Source organism: Azospirillum formosense (genome assembly GCF_040500525.1).
In the GTDB taxonomy this organism is placed as follows: Bacteria; Pseudomonadota; Alphaproteobacteria; order Azospirillales; family Azospirillaceae; genus Azospirillum; species Azospirillum formosense_A.
Window position 1 is genome coordinate 1,216,506 of the sequence record NZ_CP159403.1, and the last position, 13,678, is coordinate 1,230,183.

The 13,678-nt window shown below is 61.6% G+C and carries 9 protein-coding genes; 3 read left to right on the forward strand and 6 right to left on the reverse strand.

The genetic code is table 11. The features are described 5' to 3' along the window. Positions 1-7: 7 nt before the first annotated feature. The 3 genes from ABVN73_RS18720 to ABVN73_RS18730 are packed head-to-tail and all read left to right on the forward strand — an operon-like array spanning position 8 to position 4,190. Positions 8-775, forward strand: coding sequence for a hypothetical protein (locus tag ABVN73_RS18720; protein ID WP_353859767.1), 768 nt, complete (start codon positions 8-10; stop codon positions 773-775). Then, positions 772-1,224 carry a hypothetical protein gene (locus ABVN73_RS18725; RefSeq protein WP_353859768.1) on the forward strand — a complete coding sequence of 151 codons (453 nt, stop codon included), beginning with the start codon at positions 772-774 and terminating at the stop codon, positions 1,222-1,224. The genes ABVN73_RS18720 and ABVN73_RS18725 overlap by 4 nt, the downstream gene beginning before the upstream one ends. Next, a complete protein-coding gene (locus ABVN73_RS18730) occupies positions 1,221-4,190 on the forward strand; it encodes a tape measure protein (RefSeq protein WP_353859769.1) in 2,970 nt (989 codons plus the stop codon). The genes ABVN73_RS18725 and ABVN73_RS18730 overlap by 4 nt, the downstream gene beginning before the upstream one ends. Before the next feature lie 179 nt (positions 4,191-4,369). Here ABVN73_RS18730 and ABVN73_RS18735 read toward each other — a convergent pair whose 3' ends face one another. The 6 genes from ABVN73_RS18735 to ABVN73_RS18760 form a co-directional block, all read right to left on the reverse strand. Next, entirely contained in the window at positions 4,370-5,308 is a 939-nt protein-coding gene (locus ABVN73_RS18735; protein ID WP_353859770.1) for a hypothetical protein, read from the reverse strand. After that, positions 5,295-6,008 carry a hypothetical protein gene (locus ABVN73_RS18740; RefSeq protein ID WP_353859771.1) on the reverse strand — a complete coding sequence of 238 codons (714 nt, stop codon included), beginning with the start codon at positions 6,006-6,008 and terminating at the stop codon, positions 5,295-5,297. The genes ABVN73_RS18735 and ABVN73_RS18740 overlap by 14 nt, the downstream gene beginning before the upstream one ends. 114 nt (positions 6,009-6,122) lie before the next feature. After that, on the reverse strand, positions 6,123-6,374 hold the full coding sequence (locus ABVN73_RS18745; protein WP_353859772.1) for a hypothetical protein: 252 nt from the start codon (positions 6,372-6,374) through the stop codon (positions 6,123-6,125). 342 nt (positions 6,375-6,716) lie between these two features. Further along, positions 6,717-9,848, reverse strand: coding sequence for a type I restriction endonuclease (locus ABVN73_RS18750; RefSeq protein WP_353859773.1), 3,132 nt, complete (start codon positions 9,846-9,848; stop codon positions 6,717-6,719). Continuing rightward, positions 9,845-11,182: a restriction endonuclease subunit S gene (locus ABVN73_RS18755; protein ID WP_353859774.1), complete on the reverse strand. Its 1,338-nt coding sequence runs from the start codon at positions 11,180-11,182 to the stop codon at positions 9,845-9,847. Before ABVN73_RS18755 ends, ABVN73_RS18750 begins: the two co-directional genes overlap by 4 nt. Then, entirely contained in the window at positions 11,179-12,921 is a 1,743-nt protein-coding gene (locus ABVN73_RS18760; protein WP_353859775.1) for a class I SAM-dependent DNA methyltransferase, read from the reverse strand. Before ABVN73_RS18760 ends, ABVN73_RS18755 begins: the two co-directional genes overlap by 4 nt. Between the last annotated feature and the right edge of the window lie 757 nt (positions 12,922-13,678).

Here is a 13,678-nt window from a genome sequence, read left to right on the forward strand (position 1 = left end):
GCCGACCATGGCGTTCGCGGACATCCCGGCTGACGACATCGAGGCGTACCGCGACGGGCGCAAGACGCTCGACGACCTCGCCGCGACCGCGGGCGTCAGTAAGCAAGCCGTTTCCGCCGCGCTCCGCCGCCGCGGGATTCGCCGTGGTGCGTCGGAACCCTCGCTGGCCACCTCGGCACCCGCCAACTCGCAGAACGCACCCACGACGCTCCAGCCGGCCCTGGCGACGGTTCCCTTTGAGGAGCAGGCCGAAGCTCTCGCCCAGCACGCCCGGATCACCGCCGCCAACGCGGTCTTGGGCGTACTGGTCGAGGCCGAGAAGCTCTCGCGGGGCCAGACGTCGCACCTTGGCGCCTCGGCACTGAAGGCCGCCGCCGCCGCGGTCGCCGGATCGCTCGACGTGCTGAGCCGCCTCGGCTTCCTCGACGACGAGCACGCCGAGTTGGAAGCCTTCGACATCAACATCATGAGCGAGGAGCAGGCGCGCGCGCACCAGGACTCGCTTGACCGGGAGGACGACCCGGATGAGCTGGAGGCGCTAGACCCGGTTGACGACCCCGACGACCCCGCCCCGGCCCTCCAGGCGGACGACCTGGAGGCGCTCCGCGTCCCGCTCCAGTCCATCGCCAGCGCCCGCGGCGCCGCCGGCCTCCGCGCGCTGGCCGTGCGCATTGGCGCCCCACCGGGGCGCACCGCCGAAGCGCTGATCGCCAGTCTCCTCCAGCACGCGCAGCAGCACCCCGAAGCGCTGGCCGCCATCCGGGAGGTCGCATGATGCAGACCAGATTGAAGCTCGACCTCGCCCGGCTCACCCTCGACGCGGCGGCCCGGCAGATCATCAGCGCCGCCAAGGCCGAGGCCGTCATCGTCGCGCGTGATGTGGAGCAGACCAGCCGCGCCCGCGCCCCGGAGCTGACCGGCGAGCTGGAGGCCAGCCACCGCACCCAGATCGCCACCGACAACGGCGACCGGCTCACCGTCGCCGTGTCCGCCGGCCCGGCTATCAATCAGGTGACGGGCGAGGATTACAGCATCCCTATGCATGAGGGCCTGCCGCCAACCGGACGCCCGTACAACCTCGGCCCGGTCAGCAGCGCCAAGAACGCCGGCCCCCCGCACCAGGGCGAGGGAGTCGGCTGGAAGTTTCTCGAACGGGCTCTCCAGGATTGCGGCCCCGCGCTCGCCCGTCGCATCGCCGCCGCTATCCGCAGGATCACACCATGAGCATCAACGCCGGTTCCGTCGTCGCTACCCTCGACCTCGACACCCGCAGCTTCCGCGCCGGCATCCGCACCGCCGAGCGCGACCTCGCCGCGTTCCAGCGCCAGATCGGCAGGATCGGGACGGGCAGCGTCACCAACCTGACCCGGAGCTTCGCCGGCCTCAATGCTGTCATCGGCACGCTGGCGCTCGCCACCGTCACCAAGAACGCCGTGGATGCCGGCGAGAGCATGATTGCCCTCCAGCGGCGCCTGGAACTGGTCGCCTCGTCGGTGAACCGGACAGGCCGCGAGACGACCACCGCGGCTGAACAGTTCGAGTGGCTCAGCAAGACCGCCTTGGAAACCGGCGCCGACTTCGACGGCTTGAGCAAGGCGTGGGTGAAGCTCGCCACGACGGCGCACGGCGCGGGCGTGTCGCTCGCCGACCTTCGGGAAGGCATCAAGGGCACCATCGGCGCGGGCGCCGCCATGGGCGTGTCGGCGGACGGCTTGAACAAGGTCTTCAACGCCATGTCGCAGGTTGGCGGCAAGGGACAGCTCTACCTGGAGGAGCTGAAGCAGCAGATGGGCGAGCATCTCCCCCTCGCCATGCAGATCACTGCGCGCGGCCTCGGCGTGACGACTCAGGAACTCATGAACCTGACGAAGAAGGGCAAGGTGAGCGCCGACCAGTTCTTCGAGGCGTGGGCCAAGGGCGCCAAAGAGTTCCAGGGGTTCGGCTCGCTACTCGCCGCGAGCTTCACCGGGCAGCTCCAGAACTTCAAGACGATCTGGCGCACCGAGGTTGGCGGCCTCATGGTCGATTCCGGCATCAATGACGCCCTCGCCGGCATGGCCGCTCAGTTCAACGCCACCTTCGCCCAGATCGTCCAAGACGCGCGCCGCAACGGCGATGGCATCGGGGACGCGCTGATCGACGATGCCGAGGCCATCGCCCAAGCGTTCGTCGGCACCTGGAACGCCGTGGCGCCGCTGGTGGAGAACATCGGCAAGCTGACCGGGGGCGTGTTCTCCGAGGCCCTGAGCGCTTACAACAGCCTGCCCGACGTGGTGAAGCAGTACGGCATCCTCGGCGCGATGCTCCTCGGCGCCAAGCCTCTCCAGATCATCGCCGCGCTGGCCGCGATCAAGGAGGGCGGCAGCGCCCTCGCCGGCCTGGAGGCGCTCATGAAGGGCGATGTGGCGGGATGGTACAAGGAGGCGAACAGCTCCGGCATCGGGCGCTTCTTCACCCGCGACAACTACGACCGGGCCTTCGGCGAAGACTTCTCGCGCCTCGCCATCGACGGTAGCAGCGTGATCGACGGCAAGGTGACGGACGACCGCCGGCAGGCCGTCGTCAAGGAGCGGCTCGCCCTGGAGGAGAAGCAACTCACCCAGCTCAAGGCCCAGCTCGCCGACGCCAACAAACCCTTCGCCGTCGCCGAGGGCAGCACCATCCCGAAGCAGATCGCCGGCCAGCGCAAGGCCCTCTCTGACGAGATCGCGGCGACCGAGGAGCGCCGGGCGATGCTCATGGGCTTGTCGCAATCCATCGCCACCCCGATCCCGTCGCCGACCTTCAACCCGACGACGGGAAGCAAGGAGTGGTCAAGCCTCGCCCTGCCGGACCCGGCCTCGACCTTCGCCGGCATCCGGGAAGGCCGCGACAAGGCCCGGCAAGCCCGAGAGACGACGATCACCGGGATCGACCTCGGTGACGCCGGCAACGGCAGCATGGGCGCCGAGGAGCGCCTCAAGCTCCTCGCCCAGATGGACAAGGAGCTACGCGCCGCGGTGAGGCAGGCGAACCTGTTGCGCGACAGCTTCCTGAAGGCCGGTGACGCGCTGGTGATGATGCACCAGCGCGGCGCCGAGTTCGCTGCCCGCCGGGCCGACGAACAGAAGCGGATCGCCGCCGGCCTCATGGACGAGCGCGAACGCCTCTTCACGCTCACCGAGGCCGAGCTGGCGCGGAAGGCCGTTCAGGGCGAGGTGCTGAAGGTCCAGGAGCAGCAGGAGCGCATCGGGCTTGATCTGGCGCACCTCGGCGATGCCGCCATCGTGGCCGAGACGGACAAGCTGTTCCGCCTCCAGGCGCAGCTCTCCGTCACTCAGCAGCTCCAGAACGCCGCCCGCGAGCTGGCGTTGTACGACGACAAGGCCGTGCAGGACGCCAGAACCCAGCTCCAGCTCACCCAGCTCCGCCTCGACACGAAGGAGATGGAGTCCCTTACCGCGAGCCTATCTCAGCCGGAGTTCCGCGCCGAGACGTTCACCAACGACAAGGCCCGCGCCGATTTGGACATGGCCCGGCTGTACTATGACTACAGCCTCGGCATGGAGGAGCGACTCCAGCTCAGCCGCGCCGAGGGCATCGATACCCTCACCGGAGAGTTCGCCGGCTTCATCTCCAGCATGATGACCGGCCAGCAGACGCTCACCGAGGGCGTTCGCTCCATGTTCTCCAACATGACCAAGTACATGCTGGACTTCTTCGCGAAGTGGCTCGCCCAACAGCTCATGATGAGGGCGATCATGGGCATTGCGAGCCTCTTCGGCGGCGGAGGCGTACCGATGATCGGCCCAGGAACCGGCTTCATCTATCACGAGGGCGGCCTCGTCGGCGCTGGCGGGATGCCGTCGCGCTCCGTGCCCATAAGCCTGTTCTCCGGAGCCCCGCGCTTCCATGAGGGCGGCTTGCTCCGCGGTGAAGTCCCGATCATCGCCAAGCGCGGTGAGGGCATCTTCACCCCGGAGCAGATGGATAACGCCGACAGCATCCTGAAGGCCGCCACGGCGACCGGCGGGACGAGCATCAACGTCACCAACAACATCACCGTCAATGGCAGTTCGGGCAGCCCGGAGCAGAACGCCGACCTTGCCGGCCAGATTGGCCGGCAGATCAAAGCCGAGATGCGCGGTCTGGTGACCGAAGAGATGCGACTTCAGATGCGGCCCGGTGGCCTGCTGCGCGGAGGATACTGAATATTACGCCGAATCGACGCGCCTCACATAAGCCCGGCCGGTTAATATCGCATCGGCCGGGCGCGCAGAAAAGACACTTCCTCAAACTCACCTTCCAAACTTGGCACCCAGCTCATAATGAGCAACATAAACCCGGAAAATTTCATTATATCAAATACACAGCTCTTTGGCATCAACGATTATTCATCATTATAATCATCGCGTTCATAAAATTCAGGAGGCTCCACATAATCGTTTACATCGATTTGGAGAAACTCAACAGGGTCTTCAATTTCTGTCTGCGAATAGATTTGCCCAAAGCCAGCTATCGAAAGCTCATTGTACCCACTCATTCTAAGATTGCAGACATAGCAACGAAATTCTGTTGGAAGAACCCGAACTTCGATTGAGATTCCGTCTTCACTTAGTTTAGGCTCTCCACGATCGGTTACCTGTCCGCCAATAACAGCCTTACTGCCGCAAGACGGACATATACATTCCTTGGTATGGGCACGGCGCGCAGCAAGCTCCACTGCTCTATTTTCGCGCCCCTTATTCTCCTCTTGGTCTTCTGCCGTAAGTTGTTCAAACCATTTTTTTGCATTTGCAATTCTCTGCTTAACTGATTTTTCCGTCTCAGCGGATTGAGCGTCAAGCATTCCCTTCGCACGCGCAGCAAGACCCGCGCCAAGGTAATCTTCCATTGTTCGCCCAAGATGCTCAAGAAGAACTTGGACAAGAGCGTAATGACTCGCTTGCCAATCGCCGAGCGTCGCAGCTTCGAACACTACTTCACCGCTATGAAGCTCAGCATTCCTAGCCTCGATCATTTTCAAAGCGTATTCAGCCTTTTTCTGATCAAAGCGTGTCACGACCTTCATACACCGCCGGACCACCTCGGCCATCGCAATTGATTTAGGCGATCGACTGATATTCGATCCCAAAGCATAAAGGATATTATCAACGTCCGATGCATCGGCAAGCAGAACTGGACTTACCTTAGCCAACGCCGCACGACAAAGAAACTCCAATGATAGGCTAGCCCAAAAAGGAAACCAAGGAGAACTAACATTCTCATCGGAGGCCCTCTGCATATAGAGTTTTGCTTTATTAAACAGAGGCTCTTCATTCCAACTCATAATCCCTCCATGCGATGAAACAACGCTCTAGGACACGAAATCCCTCGGCATTTACTATTTCTGAAATTCCTCGCCCATGCAAGACCTGCCAGTTATCGATCAGCAATGCCCTCCCTCGCTCCCAAAATACTGAGGTTCTCTCGGCATGCTCGGCTAGCCTTGTTGCGTGCGCAAACGTGTTTTCCGAAGCTGTGTTGCCGATTGGCTTCATACAACAAGGATTAAAGCGAATAAATGCCCGCCTATACCCCGCCGGCTGAGAAACGATAGGTGCGTAGAAATATCGCTTAGGCCCCCCTACCAAAAGCATTGATGATGATAAGTTGTCATAAAGTGGAAACTTAGCATTACTCCACCCTACATGCGCAAGAAGTGTAGGGCGCCGACTATGATCGTCAGAAACAGATCGCAACAATACAAATCGCGGCGGTAAGGGCATGGTTGCACCATCGGTGTGCATAGGAAATTCTCCTAGGCCAAACCGTCCTGACAAAGTATTTCGCTTGCCGCTTTCCGCCTCGCGAGGCTGTAGGCGTGCCGTCGCCACTTGACCATCGCCAGCATACATCAATGATCCGATTTGGCGAGCGAAGCTATCTAGAGGTATACAGGGGTCAAGGTCAAAGGTGACCCAGCCGCTTTGAACAGCTTTCTTACGCAATTCATTTGCAATATTAACTCCACTCAAAAGCCACTCCATTTCAATAACTTCCAGAGATTCCCAAGAAGCTCAACACCGAAACCCTAGGCGATCGTTTGAATTAATGAAATACTGAAACATGAAGGCCTCAGCACTGTGAATAAATCTTCTAAACTAGAGGTCCAGCTTGACCTCCACAATTTTTCCATCTTGGATGGTGTAAATTGGAATACCGTTGCGATGAAGCTCCAATATCGCCTTGTCCTTTGCGGCGCTAAAGATTCCCTGCCAGTACAGGGCAAACTCTGAGAGCTTCGGCAGTTCTGCCTGTGCCGAGTCTCGTTCCGAAGTGCAGTTCGCATCATCTGGAGCTTGGACGGTCATCCCGCCTTGGCGGGCGCGGCTAATGCGATAACGCGAGGGCATATCAAGCCTCCTTTGCCTTCGGCTATCATAGCGCACTCTCCACGCTGACAACATGGCCCGATTCGAGGGAGCGGCCAGCGCGACTAATCGCGCTAGCCGGCAAGCTGGGTGAGACTCCGGCCCTTCCTTTCAAGGTATTGAACCCGACCTCCGATTCGGCAATCATAGCAAATCTACAACGATCCCTGGCCACAGTCCACGCGATGCCGCCCATTTTCCCTTAAGTGATTGGCTTGACAAGAGTTTTCTAGTCACAGGTTCGAGACCTGCAATCGACTCCCAGCACAAAGCGATTGGTATTATTAGCTCGCCAACAATATCAGCAGAATTCTTCCTCCAATTCTAATTCGGCGCATGTGCTGGTTGGAAGCTCCGCGAACGCAGGGCCTCGTACAGCTGCGCTGGTCCCATAAGAATGTCACGCAGCCCGTTGCGCACCTTGTCGGAGTCGAGCGCCTGCTTGCTCATGGTGGTGTGGGCGGCCAGCGTGTCCATGATCGCGTTCAGCAACTCGTTCGAGAGGTCGGGTGAGTTGGTGAACTGCTCCTTGGTGTTGTTGGCCGCCTGCTCGATCAGAATCTCAGACTCCAGCAGCTTCCCTTTGAGCACGCTGTTCACGTAGATCAGCTTGTCATCGTCGGTCAGCTCGCCATCGAACAGGCCGTTCACCTTCTCGATGATCTCGCTGAGCCGCGCCTTTTCCTTGTCGTGGACCTCCCCGCTGCCGGGCTCGGACATCGGCACCAACTTGGGGCTGTCGCCATCGCCAAGCGGCTGGGTGCGCTTGCCCCGGTTCCGCAGGCTGTGGTGGGTCAGCGTCACCGCGGTCAGGTCGACGCCGTCGCGCTCCCGGCCGAACGCCAGCAGGGGCAGCAGACGCTTGTAGAAGATCGCCCGCTTCTCGATGGCCGTGTTGCCGTAGTCGAAGATCTGCGACAGGAAGGCATACACGCGCAGGAAGGCGCCGAGGTTGCGCTTGAACAGGACCATGGCGCTGATCTCGTCCTGCGCCTCCTTCTCAGTCCGGGAATCATTGGACGCCCGCGCGACCGCCACCGTCTCCTTCATGATCTTGTAGCGCTTCAGCAGTCGGTCGGCCACGGGCTCCAGGGCGGCGGTCAATTGGGACTGGATCGCGTTCGGGTTCATCTCCACGTCCACCACCCGGTCAACCTCGTGGTCGTCGTAGTAGCCGGCGTCGTCCAGCTTGGCGCGCAGGTCGTAGACAAGGTTGGGGTCGGTGACGCCGGCCAGTTCGGCCGTGTCATGGTAGGTTTTGAACGCCGCCAGGATCTCCTCGGGATCGTTCACGAAGTCCAGGACGTAGGTGGTGTCCTTGCCGGGGTGCGCCCGGTTCAGGCGCGACAGCGTCTGCACCGCCTGAATGCCGGCCAGCCGCTTGTCGACGTACATGCCGCAGAGCAGGGGCTGGTCGAACCCGGTCTGGAACTTGTTCGCCACCAGAAGGATTTGGTACTCGCCCGTTGCGAACGCCTCGCGGATGTCGCGGCCGTTGAGGTTGGGGTTCAGCACCCCGCTGGTTTCCGTGAGGGGATCCGGGCTGGACTCCTCATCTTTCACCTCGCCGGAGAACGCGACCAAGGCGCCGATCTTGTAGTCCTGGGCCTTGATGTACTTCTCAATGGCAAGCTGCCAGCGCACGGCCTCCTTGCGGCTGGCAACCACCACCATGGCCTTGGCCTGTCCGTTCAAGAGCGGCGCTACGTTCTCGCGGAAATGCTCCACGATCACCTGGACCTTCTGGCTGATGTTGTAGGGGTGCAGGCGCACCCAGCCCAGAATGCCCTTCATCGCCTCGCTGCGCTCAACCTCCGCCTCGTCCCACTCGCGGCCGTTGCTGGCCAGCCGGAAGGCCAGCTTGTAGGGGGTGTAATTCTTCAGCACGTCGAGGATGAAGCCCTCCTCAATGGCTTGCCGCATGGAGTAGACGTGGAACGGCGCTGGCAGGTTGCCTTTCCCGGCCGGCTTGTCCAGGTCCGGGCGCCGACCGAACAGTTCCATCGTCTTCGCTTTGGGCGTCGCAGTGAAGGCGATGTAGGTGATGCCGGCGTCGTTGGCCCGCGCTGCCATCTGCGCGGCCAGAAGATCCTCCGTGCCAATCTCCCCGCCGTCCGACAGCTCCGCCAGCTCCTCGGCCGACAGCACCTGCTTCAGCTTGGACGCCGCCTCGCCGGTCTGGGAGCTGTGCGCCTCGTCGGCGATCACGGCGAAGCGCTTGCCCTCCGTCGCGGCCAGCTCCCGCACGGCCTTCAGCGCGAAGGGGAAGGTCTGGATGGTGCAGACGACGATCTTCTTACCACCGGACAGCGCCTTGGCCAGCTCGCCGCTCTTGCTCTGGTTCTCGCCGGTGATCGTCGCGACGACCCCGGTGGTGCGCTCGAAGCTGAAGATTGCTTCCTGAAGCTGGGCGTCCAGCACCGTGCGGTCGCTGACCACCAGCACCGAGTCGAACAGCTTCCGGTGGTCGGCGTCGTGCAGGTCGGCCAGGAAGTGGGAGGACCACGCGATGGAGTTGGTCTTGCCCGACCCGGCCGAGTGCTGGATCAGGTATTTCTGCCCCGGTCCCTCCGCCAGGACGGCCCGCATCAGCCGGCGCGTGGCGTCAAGCTGGTGGTAGCGGGGGAAGATGATGGCGGTGATTCGCTTCTTGCCGTCGCGCTTGGCGACGACGTAGCGGCCCAGGATTTCCAGCCAGCTTTCGCGCGCCCAGACCTCTTCCCACAGGTAGGCCGTGCGGTGCCCGTGGGGGTTGGGCGGGTTGCCGGCCCCGCCCTCGTCGCCCTTGTCGAAGGGCAGGAAGGTGGTGTCGTTGCCCAGCAGCTTCGTCGTCATGCGAACGCGGGAGTTGCTGACGGCGAAGTGGACCAGAGCCCCGCGCGGGAAGTCCAGCAGCGGTTCGGCCATCCCCTGGCCCTTGGGTCGCGGGTTGCGGTCGAAGCGGTATTGATCGACGGCGTCCTCGACACTCTGGGTGAAGTCGCTCTTCAGCTCCGCCGTCGCAACCGGGATGCCGTTGAGGAAGAGCACCAGATCAATGGCGTTCTCGTTGTGCTGGGAGTAGCGCACCTGTCGCACCACCCGCAGCCGGTTGGCGGCGTAGCGGGCTTGCAGCTCGGGGTTCATCGCCAGGGCGGGCTTGAACTGAGCCAGGGCCAATGGCTGGCGCAGGCCCAGCAGCTCCACCCCGGCGCGCAGCACGTCCAGCGTGCCCCGGTCGTCCATCTGCTTGCGGATGCGGTCGAGCAGAACCGTGCCGGCTGAACCTCCGTGGCTCTTGGCCAGCGCCTCCCAGGCTTTGGGCTGGGTCTCCTGCACCCAGGCAAGGACATCGGCCGGGAACAACGCCCGCTGCCGGTCGTAGTCCGGCGCGTCCTTCTGGTCGTACAGCCAGCCACTGGCCGTCAGATGACAGCAAATGTCGTTCTCGAACTCGATTTCCTTGTGCAGGCTCATGCGTTTTCCAGTGCCTCCGAAGCCGAAGAGAGATCATTCGCCAGACCGCGCACATCGATTTTGCCGGTGACAGCGGCGGAGATAAGAGCGGAACGGCGTTCCTTGAGGAGGCCAATAGCATTGCGAGCTTCAGCATCGAGGGCGTCCAACTTTGCGACCTCAGTATCGAGGAAGGCCAGGATTTGCCGCTGCTCTTCTTCGTCCGGACAAGCCACCACCGTTGCGCGAACTTGCTCCAGCCCAAGACCTTGCTTCAAACCATACATCGAGCAGGAAAGCTGCTCTTGACCCGCAACGGAATAGAGGCTGAAGGCGAGGAAGCGCCCTAAGACTGTGGAGGAAGGCCGCAAGAGGCAAACATGTTGGTTAATGTAAGCCTCCTCGATTTCAGAAGGAACGTGGGCAACAGCTCCGGTGCGTGCTCCGGTGATGCAGATGACCACATCATCCCCTTTCAATAGGGCTCTTCCAGCATCCGCATCCTGAGGTGGAACAAGCCTGTTGGGAGCATCCAGAACAACTTCCATAGCCTCTCCAATGTTCTGGCTCTGGAAGAACACCGCTCCCTCGTCCGCCACTAATTCTGACCAACCTCTCGGTCCGGAGGTCACCAACTGAACCAGCCGCTTTACTGGCACCACGTCCCAGTGCCCCGGCACCTCCCCCAGCCACTCCACTCCGCTATCCTTCATCGGGACGCTCGGGGCGAGGCCCTTGGTGACTGCGTGGGAGATGACCGCCTGCCGCTTCTCCTTCAGGAGGTCGACAAGCTTCTCCTGCTCAGCCACCAGCGCGTCGATCTTGCTAATCTCGCGGTCGAGGAAGGTGACGATGGCTGATTGCTCCTGCTCATCGAGAGGAAACGCTACCGCCGTCTTCTCCACTTGCGCAGATGACAAATGCTTGACCGTTGTCGAGAAGGTAACTTTGTTAATGACCTTGAGGGGGAACGGAAGCGTGAATTCCAAGATGCGAGTCAGCAAAGAAGTTTGCCCGCGAACGCAACACATACGCTGGTTCAGAAGCCCTACCCCACCCCCATTCCACCTACCAACGTTGAAGTCGCCATCCATTCCGATGAGAACATCGCTTGACGTAACACTGGCAGCTTCAACGAAGTCTCCACCAACCCGTATTTCCGTTTCAGACCTATTGAGGTCCCGAATACGAATTAAGGGGTAAAGCGCATCCGGACCGAACAGTCCGGAGTCAAAAGGGTATCCATTAATGACATCAGCAACGGACTTGACGCGACAGACTCGCCAATGCGCAGGAACCTTGCCGAGCCACTCGACACCGCTGTCCTTGTACTCGGGATACGCCGGGAACGTCATGCCGTCAGCCCCACGATCATCGCCTTGATGCGGCCGACGACCTGCTTCAGCTCGGCGTCGATCACCTCCAGCGGGCGCGGCGGGGTGAAGACGTAGAAGTGGCGGTTGAAGGGGATCTCGTAGCCGACCTTGGTCTTCTCGTGGTCGATCCAGGCGTCCGGCGCGTGGGGCAGCACCTCGCGCTTGAAGTAGGCGTCCACGTCCTCGTTCAGCGGCACGTTCTCGGTGTCGCGCAGCTTGGCGTCAGGCTGCGGCCTGCCCTTCTGCTTGCCGCGCGTGCCCAGCACGATCCTGTCGGCCGCGTCGCGCTCGGGCCGCTCCACCGTAATAGTGCGGTAGCCGAAGTCGCTGTTGCGGAAGATGCGGCTGATGGGCTTGCCGTCCCCCTCGGCCTCGACGAACTCGCCGAACAGCCGGGTGATCTCGTCGATGTGGGCGTCGGACAGCTCCTTGCGCTTGCTGCCCAGGCTCTTGCGCATCTTCTGCCACATGCCGCCGGCGTCGATGAGCTGGACCTTGCCCTTGCGGTGGTCGGGCTTGCGGTTGCTCAGAATCCAGACGTAGGTGCTGATGCCGGTGTTGTAGAACATGTCCGTGGGCAGGCCGACGATGGCCTCCAGCAGGTCGTTCTCCAGCACGTAGCGGCGGATTTCGCTCTCGCCGCTGCCTGCTCCGCCGGTGAACAGCGGGGAGCCATTCAGGACGATGCCGAAACGGCTGCCGCCCTCCGACGCCGGGCGCATCTTGCTGATGAGGTGCAGCAGGAACAGCATGGAGCCGTCCGACACGCGCGGCAGGCCGGGACCGAAGCGGCCGTTGTAGCCCTGGCTCTCGTGCTCCTTGCGGACCTCCTTCTCCACCTTCTTCCATTCCACGCCGAAGGGCGGATTGGACAGCATGTAGTCGAAGCGCTTGTGCGGGTGCCCGTCGTCGGACAGCGTGTTGCCGAAGACAATGTTGGCCACCTCCTGCCCCTTGATGAGCATGTCCGCCTTGCAGATGGCGTAGGACTCGGGGTTCAGTTCCTGGCCGAAGACGGTCAGGCGGGCCTTGCGGTTGTGCTCCGCCAGATACTCGCCGGCAATGGACAGCATGCCGCCGGTGCCGGCCGTGGGGTCGTAGATGGTGCGGACCACGCCCGGCTTGGACAGCGCCTCGTCATCCTCAATGAACAGCAGGTTCACCATGAGGCGGATGACCTCGCGCGGAGTGAAGTGCTCACCGGCTGTCTCGTTCGACAGTTCGGCGAACTTGCGGATCAGCTCCTCGAACACCAGCCCCATCTGGTGGTTGTCCACCGCGTCCGGGTGCAGGTCGACCTGTGTGAACTTCTCCACCACCTGATAGAGCAGCCCGGCCTTGGCCAGCCGCTCCACCTGGGCGTGGAACTCGAACCGCTCGAAGATGTCCCGCACGGCCGGGGAGAAGGCGGCGACGTAGCTGAACAGGTTCTCGCGGATGTGGTCCTGATCGCCCATCAGTGTCTTCAGGTCGAGCGGCGACGTGTTGTAGAAGCTCTGCCCGGCCTTGCGCAGCAAGAACGGCTCCGGGTTGATGCCGAGCTTCTTCTTCTCCTCGAACTCCGCCAGGACCGCGGCCTTCGTCGGGGCCAGCACGCAGTCGAGACGACGCAACACCGTGAGCGGCAGGATCACCCGCCCGTATTCCGACTGCTTGTAGTCACCGCGGAGAAGGTCGGCGACCGACCAGATGAATGCGGATAAGGCTTGCTGATTCATGACGTTGGCGTTCCTGCGCTTCCCTCCGGTTGCGCTTCAAGAAGCGCAACCGCTGAGAGACTAAGCGAGACACCACTGATAAGTCACTATGGTTATTCATAATTTGCTTTATGTCGCATAGTGGAGATACATACGTGAATATGCATCCCTCTAGGAGAGCAGCATCAGGCAAATTGCCACCCTGATATTCGGCGTGGCTGGATGTTATGTGTCGCGTAGCCGTTTCCCCCCACATCCGATGACGAGGGACGGAAATGCGCGCGTTGGAGCGCTGCTCACCGCTTACGGCCGACGGTAGGGGAATGTGGGTACGTTGTGGCCATTGACGAGGTCACGATGTGGGACCACAATCATCCCCAAGCCGACCGCACAGACCGGGTAAGCTTTTGATCTGCAACAGAAATGGTGGAGCAACGTCAGGCTCCTGGCGCCCCAGCCACCTTAAGCCAATGATTTTGTTCACGTTTTTGGTTTGACTAGGGTTCCGTTCCGTTGTGCACAGGATGTGCGTACGTTGTAAACGAACCCATTGAAAATCCACGATTTCCAATTTTGCACAAAAGTTTCCGGTGCACACCATATGCACACGGATACGCCCGATTTAGCGCTGATTGGCGGTTTCGTGGTGACACGGCGTATCGGCGATATCGCTTTCCCATGGTGTGCGGCCGGCCTGGTTAGAGCCCTTTCAGGAGTTACTGATTCAGGAGGAATTTACGGCGACTGGGATGCGTGATTCACCGTCCTTGGCGGATGG

Coding starts and splice junctions, on each gene's coding strand:
- ABVN73_RS18730 (WP_353859769.1), top strand. CDS start 1,221: ATGAGCATCAACGCCGGTTCCGTCGTCGCTACCCTCGACCTCGACACC.
- ABVN73_RS18755 (WP_353859774.1), bottom strand. CDS start 11,182: ATGACGTTCCCGGCGTATCCCGAGTACAAGGACAGCGGTGTCGAGTGG.
- ABVN73_RS18745 (WP_353859772.1), bottom strand. CDS start 6,374: ATGCCCTCGCGTTATCGCATTAGCCGCGCCCGCCAAGGCGGGATGACC.
- ABVN73_RS18760 (WP_353859775.1), bottom strand. CDS start 12,921: ATGAATCAGCAAGCCTTATCCGCATTCATCTGGTCGGTCGCCGACCTT.
- ABVN73_RS18735 (WP_353859770.1), bottom strand. CDS start 5,308: ATGAGTTGGAATGAAGAGCCTCTGTTTAATAAAGCAAAACTCTATATG.
- ABVN73_RS18725 (WP_353859768.1), top strand. CDS start 772: ATGATGCAGACCAGATTGAAGCTCGACCTCGCCCGGCTCACCCTCGAC.
- ABVN73_RS18750 (WP_353859773.1), bottom strand. CDS start 9,848: ATGAGCCTGCACAAGGAAATCGAGTTCGAGAACGACATTTGCTGTCAT.
- ABVN73_RS18720 (WP_353859767.1), top strand. CDS start 8: ATGGCGTTCGCGGACATCCCGGCTGACGACATCGAGGCGTACCGCGAC.
- ABVN73_RS18740 (WP_353859771.1), bottom strand. CDS start 6,008: ATGGAGTGGCTTTTGAGTGGAGTTAATATTGCAAATGAATTGCGTAAG.